Raw genomic sequence first — 15,711 nt, forward strand, 5'->3', positions numbered from 1 at the left:
TAGCTCCTCGATCGCCGCGATAGCGTCGCGGGTTTCCTGGCCCTGGGGTGGGACAAAGGTCAGCACCACGGCAAATGGCTTCTTCTGCTCGCGCACCACATCGAGCGTATGCGTCATGCTCATGGTATCGAACACGGCCGTCTTTGTCGGCACGATCACGAAATCCGAGTGCTTCGTCGCCTCGAAAGTCACGTCCCGCGCGACAGCCGCGCCGTCGATGATAACGAGGTCGGTGCCGGCGTCGGCACAGGCCTTAATCATCGCGCCAAGCCGGATTGGCTGAACCGAGATTACGGCCGGCGTTTCCTGGTTCCGAACGTCCTTCCAAAAGGAGGCCGTCGCCTGGGGATCGATATCGATGATGGCGACGCGCTCGCCGGCCTGTTCGGCGGCTACCGCGAGACAGGTGGCGAGGGTGGTCTTACCGACGCCGCCTTTCTGGGAAAGAACTGCTAATACCTTCATGGGAGTCCTATAGGTCTATAGGTGTATACACTTATAGACCTATAGGATCATGGATGCCGATTCAGGTCAAGCGGGAGAGGGACCGCCACGGCCGCGATCATTTGCCGCGGCGCGATCGGCGCTGCGACCGATGCTGGCGTCCTTGTTAAAGGCGCGAAGTGCGTCGGTCATTTGCCCACGATCGCGCTCGCGATCGGCTTCGCGATCCTGCCGGCGATTGTCGGCTTGGCTTTCGGCCTCCTTGTGCCGCTCCTTCATGCTGGCGAGACGTTGATCGCGTTCCTGCACGATATCTTGGCGAGCGGCCGCATAGTCCGCTTTCACGGCCTCCTGCTGCATCTTGCGATCTGCTTTGTAGTTGCGGGCGAAATCCTGCCGCTCGCCCTTATGGACGCGGGAAAGGGCTTTCCGTGCCTCGTCGCGGCGTTTCCTCAACGTGCCGGTGAAATCCAGCATGACGGCGATCCGGCGAAAGACCTGGGATTCCTTCTTGGCGAGGTCGCGTCGTTCCTGCTGCTGGCGATCACGCAGTCGAGCGCGGGCAGGGGCATAGGCCTCGCGCGTGATCGCCGCGGCCGTTTTCTGCTCTGCCTTCTCCTGGTCGCGCAGCTCGCCAAAGCGGCCGCGATACTGGCCGATCAACCGCCGGCGCTCGAGCGTGCGTCGACGGCCGTCGACGGATAGCTCGCGCTCGAGCACCCGATCCTTGCCGCGCTGTTCCTTCTCCCATTTCGCCCAGGTGCGCGTCACCATGTCGGGCGATCGCACGTTGCGTTCGAGATTCATGTCGATGATCTCGGCATGACGCTCGAGCCTGGTGCGGCCCGCGTCGATCATCGGGTAATCGATCTCGCGGCCGCGGCCGTCCTTCTTCACCTTAGAAACCGGACGCTGCACATTGTTCTCGATGTGCTGCGCGCGTGGGCCGATATGGATCGTGGCCGTGCGCTCGATCCCTTGAGCCTCGAGCGTGCGGCGATCGATGCGGGCCTCATGGCCCGCCCGCTCAAGGTGGCTGTTGCAGACGGTTTCCCATCGTTCACGAACCCACTCGACAGCCTTCGGCTCGAGGCCAGCCTTCTCGCGGTCGCGGGAGCTGTCCGAAAGCCTAAGCACCCGCTTATTGCTGTCGATATCGCGATCGCGCACGAAGACGTGCGCGTGTGGGTTATGACGATCCTCGCCCGTCTGATGGATGCCAGCATACCAGGGCACGCGGCCCTGGGTGAGCTGGCCCATGAAGTCGCGGACCAGCTCGGCGCGCTGATCGGGGGTCAGCTCACGGGGAAGGGCGAGTCTGATCTTATCTCCGAGGCGCGCATTTTTGCGATCGTCGCCCTCCTGCCGGTCCATCCACTGGCGGGCCTCAAGTGGCTTTTCGGGCATGTGTTCACAGAGGATGACAGGCTCGGCCGTGGGGCGGCCGATGTAGGAGAGGTGCGCCCCTGCGGTCCCCCCAGCGTGGGTGGACTTGCCGATCGAAGCGATGTTGCAACTGTAAATCGCCACAGCAGCGGAGCCTCCAAACCGATCGCGAACTCAACACAAAAGCACGTGTTCTCATCCGCAATCGGTTGGCGCGCGCGCACGCTTCCTCGACTGCGCTCACCTCGGAGACTTTGCGATCTGGCGGCTGGCCGGCCGGTCCTGATCGCGCCACCTCCGGGTGGCACCGGGACCGCTGACACGGCCCCGGCTATGGGGGTCCAGGGGGTTTCAACCCGCCTGGTCGGGAGGGTGTGGGACGCCGAGACGGCCCACTCGGGCAACGCCCGACGCGCACGGGTTGCAAAGCAACCCAAAAGTGCGCCCTCCTCTTTTCATAATATCACCACAGCCCCTAACCTGGCAACTTTGGCACAACGCCTCAGCCGCCTTCTCTATCCAGGGCGGGACACCGATAGGTGTGGGACCAATAAGCAGGCCGAACGCCTTGCACCGTAAACTGAGAGCTGTGCGACGATGTTCTTCAGCCGGTAGCGATCAGCATGCCGGACGGGAATCGAACCCGTATCACCCAGTTGCGAGACGTGGTGCTCTGTCCATTGAGCTACCGGCACATCGTCACCAGGCACAGCTCGAAGGCGGTCAAGGCCGGCCTTCCATCAGGGCGGGCTACCGTGTTATGATCGCACTACAGTTGCGAACGTGGGACGGGGTGGCCGATTGGTCGCCCCGTTGTCGTTTGCGGGATGGGCGATAGGATCGCTTCCTGTGTCTCTAACGAACGACTTTCCGCGCGGCCATGATGCTGCCCCGGAGAAGTCGGCCAAGCTCGCAACGGCGGCCTGGTCGACCGATGCGCCCCTATGGCGTGAGGGGATGATCTGGCTTGGTCGGCGTGATGATGGCGCAGCGATCGGGAACGACGACAATCGCCACATGCTGACGATCGCCGGCTCTCGGGCTGGCAAGGGCACCTCGGCGATCGTTCCGAACCTCTGCCTCTGGCCTGGGAGCTGTGTCGTTATCGACCCCAAGGGGGAAAACGCGGGGCTGACAGCCGAGACGCGATCGAAGCGGGCAGGGCATACCGTCGTCGTGCTCGATCCTTTCGGCGAGGCCGATGTGCCCGCGTCTCTGCGAACCCGTTTCAACCCGCTCGAGCTGATCGACTTCGCGGCCGATGATGCGATCGACGTCGTGGCGGCGATCGGCGACGCTCTCACGGTCGGCAGCGATGCCGGCAATGATGTCCATTGGACGGAATCGGCCCGCCAGATCATTGAAGCGGTGATCCTGCACGTTGCGGCAAACCGCTATGAGAAGGATCGCTCTCTGGTCCGCGTTCGGCAGCTCCTGACGCTCGGCGATGTAGGGGCGGCCGAACGGTTCACGGAATTAGCTCGTGATCGCGCGTCGATTGAAGCTCACGCCAAGGCGATCGCCAAGGGCAAGACTGAAGCCGAGGCCGATCAGGAAGCTGCGATCGCTGCGGCCGAGGTGAAGGATGTTTCGCCCTTCACCGCGCTCTGGTCGAGCATGTCGAGCAACAAGGCCGAGAATGAAGCGGTGCGCGACGTGATCGCCGGGGCCGCCAACTCGATCCGGGAGATGGGCGACAACGAGCGGGGGAGCATCCTCTCGACCGCTCGGCGCAATACGAAGTTCCTGGACTCTCCTCGCATGCGCGCCTGCGTATCAGGCGAGGGCCTGTCGATCGACCGTCTGAAAACCGACGCGGGCGGGCTATCGCTCTATGTCTGCCTGCCTGCTCGCTTTCTGCCTACCCATGCGCGGTTCCTGCGCCTGGTACTCAACCTGACGCTCTACCGGATGGAAGCTCTTGGGCTTGCGCCGTCGACAGGTCGGCCGGTCCTTTTCATCCTCGACGAATTTGCCGCGCTTGGCCGCCTCGAGGTGATCGAAAAGGCGGCCGGATTGATGGCCGGCTATGGCGTGAAACTGTGGCCGATCCTGCAGGATCTCGGTCAGATTAAGCGTCACTATCGGGAGAGCTGGGAGACGTTCGTCGGCAACGCTGGCGTGCTCCAATTTTTCGGCAACACCGATCTGACGACGCTCGAATGGATATCGAAGCGCATGGGACAGATTGAGGTCAGCCGAGAGACGATCGGCCGATCGACGGCGACGACAACAGGCCGCACGAAAAGCCAAGGTCAGACAGTAAGTGAGGGCTGGTCGCTATCGTCGGGAACGGCCGAAGGCCGATCGGCTATGGCTGATCTGCAGCGCATCGCGACGCGCGACGGCGGGGCGAGCCTGGGTGCATATATCGCCCGCGTCGGCGCGAGCGAGGTATCGCACTCACAGAACTTCTCTAAGCAGGACGGCATAACGGGCGGCACGAGCACGCAACGGGGTGACGGTAGCTCATCGGGCACGAGCGAGACGGAAAGCTCGAGCGAAGCGATCCACCTAGCCGCGCTCATGTCGCTCGATGAAATAGCCCGCTTCTTTGATCGCGATACGGGCCTGCAAATCATCTTCAGAGGCGGCAAGGCGCCCGTCGCATTGCGACGGACGCCCTACATGATCGACGATCAGTTTACTGGCCGATACCGCTCGACGGCAGAGCAGGCACGCCGTTCGTAGCCAAGTCAGAATTAGCAACGAGCTGCGCGGGATCGCGCACCTCGGCCATAAGCGCGTTGATACGCTGTCCCACCTCGCCGGTGCGCGTATTATCAAGATCGGCCTTAATCTTCTCGCGGGCCTGGTCGGCAGCGGCGCAAGCACCATTGCCGGCACCGAGAGCGCAAAAAATGTCGCCATAAGTGGCGATGATCTGATTGCCTGCTGACGCGCCCGCCACGGCTTGGGTCTTGGCGGCCTGGAGCTGCGCCTCCATGCCAAGCGCTGCCTGGGCGATCATGTTGGCGCGCTGATAAAGCGCCTGATACGCCGCAACGATCCGTTGCTGGTCGGCTTGCAACCGTGCGATTTTCTCCTGCAGGGCATATTCCGCCTTGGCCGCGCCATTGCGTTCGGCCTCGGCAAGCTTCTCTCGGTACTCTGCCTCGGTCATCTGTACGCCGTCAGGCGCAACGCCCATCTTCCCGTTGAAGACGCCCGTCTCGAACTTGGCCTCGGCATAAGCGAGCAGCTCGAATGGCCCCTTTCCTGGGGCTGCGACAGACTGCCAAAAAATCAGGAAAGCGGCGAGGGCTAGGCCTCCACCTGCTAGCATGCCCATAAGCCGGCGAAGCTGCCGGCCCATCGAAATTTGAGCGACACCGCCGCCCCCACCATAGCCGCCTTGCATGGCAACTGGACCGCGCCCTTGTTGAGGCATGGGCCGCACGTTCTCAAACTCGGGCATTTCAGGGAGAGGGGGAGCCTCGCGAAGATTCGTAGCCATTGCGTAAGCCTTTCGGTTCGGGGCGACATGCCGTCGCCCCAGGGATGGGGTTGTCGGTCATTTCTTGCTCCGTCCGATCGGCCCGCTGAGCGGATCGATCTCTCTGCCGATGGCAATGCCTCGGCTCCTTGGCGGTATGGTGAGCGCCAATATCAAACAGCGGTATGGTGAGCGCTGTGCATGGAAAGATGATGCTTAATCGATCGGTTGTGAAGGGGTATTTTCATTCCACGCCTCGACCTTCGTATCGAGGGGAGTGAACCGCATCGTGCGGATTAGACGCACGACATCGTTCCAGAATTTCGCATAAGGCGTGCCCTTCGCAGCCATCGCGTAAAGTCGCGCCTCATACATAACATCGAGGGCGCTTTTGATCTGTTGCCGCAGTTCGGCGACCATCTCCTCGGGCTTTGCATCTTCCACGACTTCGACAAGCGTGCCGCTCGTCAGATAAGGCGGCGCGTGAAGGTAGCAGATGACGTAATATTCAGCCGCCTCGAGCGGTATGCCGCACACCTCAACCATGAACCGGATAAGATTGCACCACGGCTCGAGCTTGATTGTTTCGCCGTCCTGCTCGGCAAAAACGATGTAGCAGCTATAAGCTTCGCGATCCTTGACCGCCTGGGCCTCTACCGCATCGGGATGATGGCTGCGGCCAAGCATGGCCGCCCATCGAGCATAGGCAAGGTCTGCTTCCTCAAGCGCCTCGGCACTGACATTGCGCCGTTCCTCCGGCATCTTGTGAAACCAATCCATGCGCTTTCCCTGCCCGTCACTGCCGCCGCAGCTCCCATATCCAGTAGCGTATGGTGCTAATCAGCCGCGGCGCTAGATAGCGCAATTGCCGCGCTTCGGCCGCTGCGGCTCGCGCTCGCGAACACGGTATGCGATCGATATAGGGGCCGCTGATGCTGAAATCGTACTGCTTTCGATAAGCCAGCATCGCCGCGATAAACTCCGGCTCTCGGCGAAAGCGGCGCGCGACCTTCTCGACTGACTGACCAGCCTCTAAGCGTCGTAGGGCCTCAATCCCTTCGTCCCATGTCAGTTTGTGCGTGTATACGCGACGCGGTTTTCCGAACATGGCTAGCATCCTGCATCACGAAGCGATTGGCTTTGATAGGCTGCCTTAAGCGGGCGAAAAATCAATCAGCCGCGAAAGATTGGAGGTCATTGAAAATGTCTCTCCACCGCTCGTCGCTCATCTTGAACCCGGCGAAGTACCTTAGAAAGAACGCACCCTCGGTTGCGAGAAGCGCGATCCGCTCCCTGCGCTCCGCGTCTGTGGCCGCGGAGAGGTCGCCCAGGCGCGCAGCGTACCAGCTCAACATAAGCCTGTTGTCATCTCCGGCACCGGCAAGTGCGGCAAACAGGCTCGCGACGCGACGATGAGCGTCGTCCATTTCTTCCGCGGTCGCTCTGATATGCGCGCTAACACGCTGTGAACGATCCGGGTTCTGGCCGGCTATCGCCTCGAACCGGAGCTGATCCTTTGCGATCCAGCGTTGAAGCATGGCCTCGATCATCGCTTCGCGAGTTTTGAAAACTGACTGAACCGTCGCTTTCGATATGCCCGCGACTTTGGCGACGCCGCCAAAGGTCAACCCCGCGGTGCCCTCGGCCGACATGACGGCCTCCGCAACGTCTAAAAGCTGATCCCGATCGACAGTCCGTGGCCGTGCCATGATTTACCTTGCTTTGGCTTAGATACGATCGTATTATAACTGATAAGGGGTCGCGATCAAGGCGCGATTCCGCGAGGGTACGATGCAAAAACGTGTGGTCATTGTTGGGGCGGGCTTTGGAGGCTTAGCGGCTGCGAAGGGGCTTGTCGGTGCTCCCGTCGATGTGACGCTCATCGACCGCACCAATCATCACCTGTTTCAGCCATTGTTGTACCAGGTCGCTACTGCTGCCTTGAACCCATCTGATATAGCCGCCGCAACCCGCAGCCTTTTCGCACCACGAGATAACGTGCGCGTGCTCATGGACGAGGTGCAGGCGATCGACTCCGCGGCACAGAAAGTCAAAACCAGCGAGAGCGGCGAGCTGCCGTTCGATTATCTGATCCTGGCAACCGGTGCCGATTACAGCTTCTTCGGAAATGACCAATGGGCCGAGCACGCTGCCGTCGTAAAGACGATGGAGGATGCGCTCTCCATCCGCGAGCGGTTGCTTGCGGCTTTTGAGCAAGCAGAGAAGGAGCCTGATCCCGCGGAGCGTGCCCGCCTGCTGACGTGTGTCGTTGTGGGTGGCGGTCCGACCGGTGTCGAAATGGCCGGCGCGATTGCGGAGCTGGGACGCACGTCGCTCGTCGCCGATTACCGATACATCAAGCTCGACGAAATCAGGATCGTCCTCGTTGAGGCTGGCCCGCGGATTCTTACTGCCTTCGAGCCAGGACAATCGGAACAGGCGCTCAAGGCGCTTGGCAACCTTGGCGTTGAGGTCCAGCTCGCCGCTTCTGTTAGCAATATCGACGATCGCGGCGTCACGATCGGCGATCGGCTTATCCCGGCAGCAAACGTCATTTGGTCAGCCGGAACGAAGGCGCGGCCTTCCGCAGCGTGGATCGATGCGGCCGCGGCTAGAAACGGTTCGATCATCGTCGAACCGGATTGCTCCGTGCCAGGTCAACCTACGATCTTCGCAATTGGCGATGGCGCAAGCTATCAGGACACGGATGGTAAGGCCCTGCCGGGGCTTGCGCCTGTAGCGAAACAACAAGGCCGCTATGTCGCGAAGCTGATCCGCGCACGTCTGGCCGGCGCGCCGCTGCCTGGTCCTTTCAAGTATCGCAATTGGGGCATGATGGCTGTGGTCGGCCGCTCGAAAGCGGTTGCCGATTTCGGATCGATCAAACTCAGCGGCTTCGTCGCCTGGCTAACCTGGTCACTCGTGCACTTGATGCTCCTGATCGACTTCCGAAGCCGCAGCTCGGTCTATCTCGCCTGGTCGTATGCTTGGTTCACGCGCGACCGGATCGCGCGCCTGCTGACACGCAAGTCAGTCCCGAATTTTCAAACCCCATCAGCACAGGAAAAAAGAATATGAGCTGGATTTATCTTGTAGCAGCCGGCCTGCTGGAAATTGGATGGCCTGTAGGCCTGAAAATGGCTCAAGCCCCCACAACGCGGATCACTGGCATCCTACTCGCGATCGCTTTCATGGCAGCGAGCGGCTTCCTGTTGTGGCTCGCTCAGAAGCACATCCCGATCGGCACCGCTTATGCGGTTTGGACCGGCATCGGTGCCGCGGGCACGTTCCTTGTCGGCGTGATGTTCTACAATGACCCTACGAGTATCACGCGCTTTATTGGAATCGCGCTGATTATCGGCGGCGTGGTAACGCTGAAATTCGGCCACTAAGCGCCAGCAATGAAGGCTTTGAGTTGGCTATTGCCAGGGGTGGCTCTGTTGTGTTGGGCCGCCTTCTGCCACTTTTACCGCCATTTTCCGCTGCTGCTGACCATCGTCATGGCAATTGTGGCTGTCTTGATGATGCTCGGTGCCGGCGCTGTGCACCTGTTCGAGAAGTGGAAAATATAATTGTAGTCCCGAAAGGCCTCCCTTTCGGGACGGCTCTGCGGCCCCTGCAAAAACAAATGCTTGCGCGTCCCGAAAGGGGTGTGTCAGAATCAAGTGTGAAAATCGGATACGCCCGCGTCTCCACGGAGGAGCAAAACCTAAGCCTGCAGCGTGATGCGCTCGAGCGGGCTGGGGTCGCGCGCGTGTTTGAGGATCATGCCGGCGGGGCGTCCAAATATCGCCCTGGCCTGGATGCAGCTCTCAACATGCTTGGGCCTGGTGACACGCTCGTCGTTTGGAAGCTCGATCGCCTCGGCCGAACGGTCCAGCACCTCATCAATCTGGTGCATGACCTGGGCGAGCGCGGTATCGAGTTCGTGTCGTTGTCGGAAAACATCGATACGACGACGGCCGGGGGGCGCTTGGTGTTTCACATGATGGGAGCGCTCGCCGAATTTGAGCGGTCGCTGATCGTCGAGCGGACGAAAGCCGGCATGGCGTCGGCACGGTCGCGCGGCCGGCACCTGGGCCGATCGCCAAGCCTGAACCCCTCAAAGGTCGAGCATGCGCGCATGCTGATCGATAGCGGTGCGTCCGTCTCCGATACGGCGCGCACCCTCAACGTCGGCCGATCGACGCTATATCGCGCGCTGCGCGCCGAAGGTGCGCCGGCATGACGAAGCGCATCAAAGCGACAATCAATCCTGCTGTTCTAACCTGGGCGAGAGAGACGGCCGGCTTCGACCTGACGGCCGCGGCCTCAAAAGTCGATATCGACGAGGAAAAGCTCGCTGCTTGGGAAACCGGCGACGATCAACCTTCTATCCCCCAGCTCCGTAAACTGGCCGAAGCCTATAAGCGGCCGCTCGCGGTGCTGTATCTGCCGGAACCGCCAACCACCTCATTCCAGGCAATGCACGATTTCCGGCGCTTGCCCGATCTGGGCCTGCGTAGTTTCTCGCCGGAGCTGACGCTCGAAATCCGGCTCGCACAGCAACGGCGCGAATTGGCTCTCGAGCTGTTCGAGGATGGTGACGAGGTTCCCGCCTCTTTCAAAGTCGAGACGACGATCGCCACCAACCCGGAAACGGCTGCGGTCGCGCTCCGCGACGCGCTCGGCGTCGACTATGATCTGCAATCACATTGGCGCGATCCGCGCGTCGCTTTCCTGGCATGGCGCGCGAAGATTGAGGAGCTGGGCGTGCTCGTCTTCCAGGCCTCCCGCATTGCAAGCGAGGAGGCCTCTGGCTTCGCCTTTTGGTCTGATGTGTTGCCGTTCATGGTCATCAATCGGAAGGATGCCTATGCGCGGCGCACCTTCTCGATGTTCCATGAACTCGCGCACCTGATGCTCCGGCAAAGCGGCGTCTCCGATCTGGATATCGAAGGCCCTCGCCCCGCTGATGACGAAAAGATCGAAGTGTTCTGCAACCAGGTTGCCGCTGCGGCCCTGATGCCGCGCGATCTGTTCCTCAAGGAGGCGTCGATCGCTGCAAAGGGTAATGGCCGGCACGAGTGGGACGATGCGACTGTGCAATCGCTATCGCTCACCTACGGGGTATCTCGCGAAGCGATCGTGCGTCGGCTGCTGACGCTCGGCCGAACGACGGACGCATTCTACAGGCGCAAGCGCGCTCAATATGCGGTCGAGTTTCAGCAACAGCGGCAACGCGAGCGGGAGAAAAATGAGGGCAAACCGATCCCGCGGAACATGCCACGCGAAACGGTGGCCGATTACGGCAAGCCTTTCGTGCGTCGGGTGATCGAGAATTATCACCTCGATCGGATCAGCCTCTCGGACGTGTCAGGATATTTAGGCGTGAAGGTTCGCCACGTTCCCGGCATTGAACAGCAACTAGGCTATCGCTGATGCCCGCTGCTGGCCCGCCGATCTACTGTATCGACACCAGCTCGCTAGTGCATGCGTGGCGGCGCGCCTATCCTCCGAAGCGGTTCAGCGGCCTCTGGAACGCCTTCGATCAACTCATTGACGACGGCCGCCTGGTCGCGACGATCGAGGTCTATCACGAGCTGAAAAAGAAGGATGATGAGATTTTCGAGTGGGCCAAGGTCCGCAAGGAATCCATGTTCCTCGAAATTGATGACGACGTGCAAGGCGAGGTCGTCCGTATCATGCAGACCTATCCGAAGCTGGTGGACACCGGCAAAGGAAAGTCAGGCGGCGATCCTTTCGTGATTGCCCAGGCATTGGCCGGCAACCCACGCCTTGTGGTCGTCACGCAAGAGGCTGGCGGCACGGCTGATAAACCTCGCATCCCGTTCGTCTGTGATCGGGAGGGCGTGCGTCACATCGATCTGCTGACGCTGATTGAGGAAGAAGATTGGAGCTTCTGATCGCAAGACGGAAACCGACAGGTCATCGGCGTCCGCTCCGCTCTACATGCTATGTTCGTATGCCATTACGCCAGAGTGCAGATTACCCGGCGTCCTGCTTCATAGGACACCGGTGACTGGTCCCGATCGGACTTCCATGTCCATGCGCGATCGGACGCTCACGTCCACACGGCAACCATTGAAAGTAGCGCATTTCCGACGGATATAGCGTCCATCGAGGAAACGCGAAATGACGAAAACGATCACGCCCATCACGCCGACCAAGGTCGTGCCGATCAAGCCCAAGGCTGACACGCGCAAGGCGTCGGAGAAGAAGTACGGCAAGCCGGTCATGGACCTGGGCTTTTGCATCGTGCCTTCGCTCCTGATGCAGGCGCAGGCCCGGCTGGGTATCAACCCGGTGCAGTTCAACATCATCATGCACCTGGCCGATATTTGGTGGGATGCGGCGCATCGTCCGTGGCCGAAGAAGCAGCTCCTTGCTGAGCGCATGGGTATGAGCGAGCGTCAAATTCAGCGGCAGATTGCCGAGCTGGAAAGCGCCGGCCTGGTGCAGCGTGTCGAACGCACGCGCCCTGGCCGCGGCAAGACGAGCAACGAATACGATCTCTCGGGCCTGGTAAAGAAGCTGCAGGCGCTCGAGCCGGAGTTCACCGAGATGAAGCAGGAGAACCAGAAGCGGCGCAAGAACGTCGCCCTGCCACAGCATCGCCGTAAGGCGTAGGTTCCAGGGGCGGGCCTCACCCGCTCCTGCGCCTCGTACATCGGGCAACAGCCCCGTCCATGTAGCAGCATGAACGGGGAGAGGTTTCCGAGGCTTGAACCGTCCGGGGCGGCTCGCGAGTAATCGCGGGCCGCCTTTGCTATGTAGCGAAACAGGTGCTCGGCGTCATCCCTGCACTAAGCGGCGTTTCGCCACTGGCTTGGCGATCGCCGCGGCCGGAAGTTTACGACCTTCCGAACAGTGGCCCCTAGAGAGGGGCTTACGCCGGCCCGCTTGCCCCACACCTGTCCCTGGGGAGCATAGACCTTCTGCAGATAGAAGTGATCGACGAAGCCCGGGTCGGTGCCTTTTACGATGTATTTGGCGAGCTGCTTGTGGGTGTCTTCGCGCACGCCTTGAACGACGCAATCGGACGGGCCGCATTTACCCTGCGCCTTCTCGATCCACCGGGGGAGCTTCGCCTCAAATTCGGCACGCAGGTCGTCGGGGACGTGCAAAGCCCAATTGACGTGCGGGTGCGCCCCGCTCGGGTTCTCCATTGCGTAGATGTACATTGGAGGCACGATGCCGAGGCTTCGCTTCTTGGTCCGATAGTTGAGCCAGTCGCGATATTTGTGGCGGATCGCCTCGAAGATGGCTGCTGCCGATACCTTCATCGTCTCGTGCAGGTTGATGACGACGTAGAGGTTGAGGGGGGAGCCGATCTCGAGCGCATAGTCGAAGGCCCGAAAGACCGACTGTGTGACGCGCCGGTTGATGTGCTCGGACTGTCGGAGCGGCCGGCCTTCCTTCAACATTTTGGGCATGTCTTAGCCACCTATACCAAGATAGTGTGGTTCACCCTTATCCGAAGCTGGCGAGCAGTGCTAGAACATTATGGCAACATCGGCCGATTATCAGCCGATAGCTGCTTTCGCGTCGATATGCGTTCTCGTGCTGCCGGTGTCGGCAACGCGATCGGCTTTGCCATAGATTTCAACCTGGCCGCCTTCGTTCCGCACTGTGCCGTTGACCATGCCGTGCACGATCGCCGTCGCGCCTGGCTTCACGATCAGGTCGCCTGTCACCATGCCGTGCAAGTAGAGCGTGCTACCAGCCTCAACGGTCGCCTCGACTGTAATCATCCCGTTCACGCGCATATCGCGATCGATAATAAAGGGGCCTTCGATCTTATCTCTTATGATTTGCAAGGCATTCTCCTACAGTAAATTCCCTTGCTCGGTCGCCTTTGGCTTGCCGGCATAGGGTGCGACGTTGATCTCCCCTGCCCGCGCTCGGGCCTGAGCGATGTCATAGCGACATTGCATGTGAACCAGCTCCTCCATGCTTACCCCGAAAGCCTTCTCGAGCCGGATGGCCATTTCAGGCGAAAGGGCTGCATTTCCATTGAGGAGGTTTGAAAGGGTCGGTCTGGTCACGCCAAGCGCCTTTGCGGCCTCGCTCACCTTCAGCCCGCGAGGGTCAATAATGGCCGCACGAATATGTGCGCCTGGATGGACTAGATCACCATCACTGAGGGTAGTGCCTGGATCAGACATAGGATTTGCTTAGCAGGAGGTCGGTTCGGCGTAAAGTTACGCGCTACACTTATCCCCATTCCTTTGTTCGATTAGAACAAATTGGACCATTCCTTCGTCCCGACCTAGCTCCTGCGGATCGACGCGCACAGCGGCAGGCAAGTCTGTAACCCCGAAGGGGCCGAGCTGGCAGGGAGCGAAGCGACCGAAGCGAGGGGACTTGCCAGAGCGAGCACGTTGATATGCTGGTGGCGTAGTCGGGAAAACAAAGCATCGGCCGAAGGCCGATTCCATTTATGCCGCCGAAGGCGGCCCGCTCGATTTCAGCGAAAGAGTCCGCGGCCTGGATTGACCAGACCGAAGCCACAAGGGCTTCCATCGCTTCAATATGGGTGCAACGCGAGGAAGGTGTATACACCTATACACCAATTTTCTCTATGTGTTATATAGTGTTAGAATCTGTGTTACGCCCGAAAAAACTAGCATTTCTCGTATTTATATCAACCGCTTAGAACGAGCGCCGGTGGGTGATAACACGATAAACGGTGGGTGATAACACGATGATTGGTGGGTGATAACACGATGGGATGAGCCGTAGTTATCCACATGCCGGTGGGTGATAACACGAATGGATTTGCACCGGTGGGTGAAAGCACGATAGCCTCTCCTGGTGGGTGAAAACACGAATCAAGATGACCGCTCCCCTCTCCTGCCGGATCGCTATCCGCAGCAGGATTTTTTCGTCTGCGATATCTTCGATGCAGCTCCCAAGGGCGACATGGCCTCGATGGAGCACCCCATTTTCAGCGTCGCGACCAAACCCGATTTTAACAAGCGCGCTTATGAGCACGGTGATGCGATCTTGCGCGTGACGCCTTCCGGCAATGGGCTGGCTACAGTCCATGATCGTGATGTTCTGATCTACTGCATTAGCCAGATTATGGGCGCGCTCAATCAAGGCAAGAAGGTCAGCCAGGTTGTAAGGTTCAAGGCCTACGATCTCCTTGTTGCCACTAATCGTGGCACGGACGGCCGCGGCTATGAACAGCTCAAGGCAGCGTTCAAACGCCTGCAGGGCACACAGATAGAAACCAACATCACTACGGGCGGTGAAACACAGTGGGACGTGTTCAGCCTGGTCGATCGCGCCTCGATCATCCGCGAGAGTTTCGACGGCCGCATGATCGACGTGGAAGTGAAGCTCTCCGATTGGGTCTTTAATGCGATCAAGGCGAACGAAGTTCTGACGCTCAATCGCCATTATTTCCGGCTTAGGAAGCCTCTCGAGCGGCGGCTGTATGAAATAGCCCGCAAACATTGCGGCTGGCCGGGTAAGCCGGTGACATTCGGCCTCGACACGATCCAAAAGAAGTGCGGATCACAGTCGACTGCGAAGGAATTTAAGCGCCTCCTGAAAACGATCGCCGCTCAAGATGCTCAGCATAGCCATTTTCCTGACTACGCTTTGACGTTCGACGATGCCAAGGATCAGGTGACGTTCTCCCCTAGGCGTAAGGCCTTGGAGGCAGCGAATGATGCTGAGCGGCCACGGATCACCGACAGAGGCCGTGAAGGTGGCCGGCGCTTCGCCCCTGGATATGATATCTATGCGCTTGAAAGCGATTTCATGGCCTTCTGGCACGAAAGCGGCTGCAAGCCGCTCAAGAGTGCGGACGCGGCCTTCATCGGCTTCTGCAAACAAAGAGCTAAGCGGAACCCGATGCGCTGATCTTCATGGGTGAAAGCACGATTGCTGGTGGGTGATAACACGATAAATGGTGTATACACTTATAACCCTATACACCCGCAAGGCGCGCTTTGCCCTTTTTCACGAAAAGGTCGTTAAGGGCCTCGGTTAGGAGGTTCTGCAGGGTCGTATCTTCCTCGGCCGCAATGATGCGGAGCTGCGTCGAATACTCCGGCGCGAAATGCCCTCCGATCAGCTTGGTCGACGCCCTGCTCGGCTTCGGTGCAGCCTTCGCCTTTCCGCTCCTGGTCGTCTCGCCGGCATTGGCGGCCGCTTTCACGGCGATAGCCTTGCGGGGCTTCGGCTGCGTAGGGGTTTCAGGTTCGGCGGCCGGGGCCGCCTTGGCCCGATCAAGCATTGCTTGCAGAGAGTTTCCGGCCATTCTTCACCTTCTCGTCTTTGTATAGGGCTATACGCGTATAGGTGTATAGCTTTTGAATTTCATCGGCAGCAGCGCCGTTGGGTTCAAATTCCTGCACAGCCTGGCCGGAACCTTGGGCGCGAAAAAAGGCCTTCCTGTTTCCGATCGTCACAGGACAGACAGCCGCGCC

18 protein-coding genes, 1 tRNA gene and 1 pseudogene are annotated in these 15,711 nt (G+C 60.0%); 9 read left to right on the plus strand and 11 right to left on the minus strand.

The genetic code is table 11. The annotated features are described in order from the left end of the window. From AAIO73_RS19870 to AAIO73_RS19880, 3 genes are all read right to left on the minus strand, one after another. On the minus strand, window positions 1-465 hold a 465-nt coding region (locus AAIO73_RS19870; RefSeq protein WP_345880504.1), incomplete at its 3' end, for a nucleotide-binding protein. A gap of 66 nt (window positions 466-531) precedes the next feature. Beyond that, window positions 532-1,974 carry a MobA/MobL family protein gene (locus AAIO73_RS19875; RefSeq protein WP_345880505.1) on the minus strand — a complete coding sequence of 481 codons (1,443 nt, stop codon included), beginning with the start codon at window positions 1,972-1,974 and terminating at the stop codon, window positions 532-534. 478 nt (window positions 1,975-2,452) lie between these two features. After that, window positions 2,453-2,525: transfer RNA gene (locus tag AAIO73_RS19880), tRNA-OTHER, on the minus strand. Window positions 2,526-2,787: 262 nt separating this feature from the next. On the opposite strand from AAIO73_RS19880, the gene AAIO73_RS19885 reads away from it, so the two are divergent. Continuing rightward, complete coding sequence (locus tag AAIO73_RS19885) at window positions 2,788-4,521, plus strand: type IV secretory system conjugative DNA transfer family protein (RefSeq protein ID WP_345880507.1); 1,734 nt, start codon at window positions 2,788-2,790, stop codon at window positions 4,519-4,521. Here the strand turns inward: AAIO73_RS19885 and AAIO73_RS19890 are convergent. From AAIO73_RS19890 to AAIO73_RS19900, 3 genes are all read right to left on the minus strand, one after another. After that, window positions 4,475-5,287 carry a hypothetical protein gene (locus AAIO73_RS19890; RefSeq protein WP_345880510.1) on the minus strand — a complete coding sequence of 271 codons (813 nt, stop codon included), beginning with the start codon at window positions 5,285-5,287 and terminating at the stop codon, window positions 4,475-4,477. The two genes, AAIO73_RS19885 and AAIO73_RS19890, sit on opposite strands and share 47 nt — an antisense overlap. Before the next feature lie 195 nt (window positions 5,288-5,482). Next, a complete protein-coding gene (locus AAIO73_RS19895; protein WP_345880511.1) occupies window positions 5,483-6,046 on the minus strand; it encodes a protein kinase family protein in 564 nt (187 codons plus the stop codon). A 389-nt stretch (window positions 6,047-6,435) separates the two neighbouring features. Then, on the minus strand, window positions 6,436-6,975 hold the full coding sequence (locus AAIO73_RS19900) for a TetR/AcrR family transcriptional regulator (protein ID WP_345880512.1): 540 nt from the start codon (window positions 6,973-6,975) through the stop codon (window positions 6,436-6,438). An 82-nt stretch (window positions 6,976-7,057) separates the two neighbouring features. On the opposite strand from AAIO73_RS19900, the gene AAIO73_RS19905 reads away from it, so the two are divergent. The 7 genes from AAIO73_RS19905 to AAIO73_RS19935 all read left to right on the plus strand — a co-directional run bounded on the left by AAIO73_RS19905 (window position 7,058) and on the right by AAIO73_RS19935 (window position 11,896). Then, window positions 7,058-8,344, plus strand: a complete 1,287-nt coding sequence (locus tag AAIO73_RS19905) for an NAD(P)/FAD-dependent oxidoreductase (RefSeq protein ID WP_345880514.1) — start codon at window positions 7,058-7,060, stop codon at window positions 8,342-8,344. Then, entirely contained in the window at window positions 8,341-8,658 is a 318-nt protein-coding gene (locus tag AAIO73_RS19910) for a DMT family transporter (protein WP_345880515.1), read from the plus strand. Before AAIO73_RS19905 ends, AAIO73_RS19910 begins: the two co-directional genes overlap by 4 nt. A gap of 9 nt (window positions 8,659-8,667) precedes the next feature. Next, complete coding sequence (locus AAIO73_RS19915) at window positions 8,668-8,838, plus strand: hypothetical protein (protein WP_345880516.1); 171 nt, start codon at window positions 8,668-8,670, stop codon at window positions 8,836-8,838. A gap of 95 nt (window positions 8,839-8,933) precedes the next feature. Further along, window positions 8,934-9,494 (plus strand): recombinase family protein, encoded by a 561-nt coding sequence (locus AAIO73_RS19920; RefSeq protein WP_345880517.1) that lies wholly within the window; start codon window positions 8,934-8,936, stop codon window positions 9,492-9,494. After that, window positions 9,491-10,687, plus strand: coding sequence for an ImmA/IrrE family metallo-endopeptidase (locus tag AAIO73_RS19925; protein WP_345880519.1), 1,197 nt, complete (start codon window positions 9,491-9,493; stop codon window positions 10,685-10,687). Before AAIO73_RS19920 ends, AAIO73_RS19925 begins: the two co-directional genes overlap by 4 nt. Beyond that, window positions 10,687-11,172: a DUF4411 family protein gene (locus AAIO73_RS19930; protein ID WP_345880521.1), complete on the plus strand. Its 486-nt coding sequence runs from the start codon at window positions 10,687-10,689 to the stop codon at window positions 11,170-11,172. The genes AAIO73_RS19925 and AAIO73_RS19930 overlap by 1 nt, the downstream gene beginning before the upstream one ends. Window positions 11,173-11,401: 229 nt before the next feature. Next, entirely contained in the window at window positions 11,402-11,896 is a 495-nt protein-coding gene (locus AAIO73_RS19935; RefSeq protein WP_345880523.1) for a helix-turn-helix domain-containing protein, read from the plus strand. Between the two features lie 176 nt (window positions 11,897-12,072). On the opposite strand, the gene AAIO73_RS19940 is transcribed toward AAIO73_RS19935, so the two are convergent. The 3 genes from AAIO73_RS19940 to AAIO73_RS19950 all read right to left on the minus strand — a co-directional run bounded on the left by AAIO73_RS19940 (window position 12,073) and on the right by AAIO73_RS19950 (window position 13,434). Further along, window positions 12,073-12,702 (minus strand): hypothetical protein, encoded by a 630-nt coding sequence (locus tag AAIO73_RS19940; protein WP_345880524.1) that lies wholly within the window; start codon window positions 12,700-12,702, stop codon window positions 12,073-12,075. Window positions 12,703-12,792: 90 nt separating this feature from the next. Next, on the minus strand, window positions 12,793-13,086 hold the full coding sequence (locus tag AAIO73_RS19945; RefSeq protein WP_345880526.1) for a polymer-forming cytoskeletal protein: 294 nt from the start codon (window positions 13,084-13,086) through the stop codon (window positions 12,793-12,795). A 9-nt stretch (window positions 13,087-13,095) separates the two neighbouring features. Next, window positions 13,096-13,434, minus strand: a complete 339-nt coding sequence (locus tag AAIO73_RS19950) for a HigA family addiction module antitoxin (RefSeq protein ID WP_345880528.1) — start codon at window positions 13,432-13,434, stop codon at window positions 13,096-13,098. A 649-nt stretch (window positions 13,435-14,083) separates the two neighbouring features. Here AAIO73_RS19950 and AAIO73_RS19955 point away from each other — a divergent pair. Then, the gene (locus AAIO73_RS19955; RefSeq protein WP_345880530.1) at window positions 14,084-15,142 is read left to right on the plus strand and encodes a replication initiator protein A; all 1,059 of its coding nucleotides are present in this window, start codon (window positions 14,084-14,086) and stop codon (window positions 15,140-15,142) included. 67 nt (window positions 15,143-15,209) lie between these two features. Here AAIO73_RS19955 and AAIO73_RS19960 read toward each other — a convergent pair whose 3' ends face one another. Together AAIO73_RS19960 and AAIO73_RS19965 are read right to left on the minus strand one after the other, a co-directional pair. After that, complete coding sequence (locus tag AAIO73_RS19960; protein WP_345880532.1) at window positions 15,210-15,518, minus strand: ribbon-helix-helix domain-containing protein; 309 nt, start codon at window positions 15,516-15,518, stop codon at window positions 15,210-15,212. Beyond that, a pseudogene (locus AAIO73_RS19965) lies at window positions 15,511-15,711 on the minus strand (hypothetical protein); the annotation flags it as partial. The gene AAIO73_RS19960 and the pseudogene AAIO73_RS19965, both read right to left, overlap by 8 nt.

Origin of the sequence: Sphingomonas epibiotica (genome assembly GCF_039615155.1) — a bacterium.
Lineage (GTDB): Bacteria > Pseudomonadota > Alphaproteobacteria > Sphingomonadales > Sphingomonadaceae > Sphingomonas.

Excerpts from the sequence above, each read along its gene's own strand:
- AAIO73_RS19885 (WP_345880507.1), top strand. The coding sequence starts at position 2,788 with ATGATCTGGCTTGGTCGGCGTGATGATGGCGCAGCGATCGGGAACGAC.
- AAIO73_RS19890 (WP_345880510.1), bottom strand. The coding sequence starts at position 5,287 with ATGGCTACGAATCTTCGCGAGGCTCCCCCTCTCCCTGAAATGCCCGAG.
- AAIO73_RS19895 (WP_345880511.1), bottom strand. The coding sequence starts at position 6,046 with ATGGATTGGTTTCACAAGATGCCGGAGGAACGGCGCAATGTCAGTGCC.
- AAIO73_RS19900 (WP_345880512.1), bottom strand. The coding sequence starts at position 6,975 with ATGGCACGGCCACGGACTGTCGATCGGGATCAGCTTTTAGACGTTGCG.
- AAIO73_RS19905 (WP_345880514.1), top strand. The coding sequence starts at position 7,058 with ATGCAAAAACGTGTGGTCATTGTTGGGGCGGGCTTTGGAGGCTTAGCG.
- AAIO73_RS19910 (WP_345880515.1), top strand. The coding sequence starts at position 8,341 with ATGAGCTGGATTTATCTTGTAGCAGCCGGCCTGCTGGAAATTGGATGG.
- AAIO73_RS19915 (WP_345880516.1), top strand. The coding sequence starts at position 8,668 with ATGAAGGCTTTGAGTTGGCTATTGCCAGGGGTGGCTCTGTTGTGTTGG.
- AAIO73_RS19925 (WP_345880519.1), top strand. The coding sequence starts at position 9,491 with ATGACGAAGCGCATCAAAGCGACAATCAATCCTGCTGTTCTAACCTGG.
- AAIO73_RS19930 (WP_345880521.1), top strand. The coding sequence starts at position 10,687 with ATGCCCGCTGCTGGCCCGCCGATCTACTGTATCGACACCAGCTCGCTA.
- AAIO73_RS19935 (WP_345880523.1), top strand. The coding sequence starts at position 11,402 with ATGACGAAAACGATCACGCCCATCACGCCGACCAAGGTCGTGCCGATC.
- AAIO73_RS19940 (WP_345880524.1), bottom strand. The coding sequence starts at position 12,702 with ATGCCCAAAATGTTGAAGGAAGGCCGGCCGCTCCGACAGTCCGAGCAC.
- AAIO73_RS19950 (WP_345880528.1), bottom strand. The coding sequence starts at position 13,434 with ATGTCTGATCCAGGCACTACCCTCAGTGATGGTGATCTAGTCCATCCA.
- AAIO73_RS19960 (WP_345880532.1), bottom strand. The coding sequence starts at position 15,518 with ATGCTTGATCGGGCCAAGGCGGCCCCGGCCGCCGAACCTGAAACCCCT.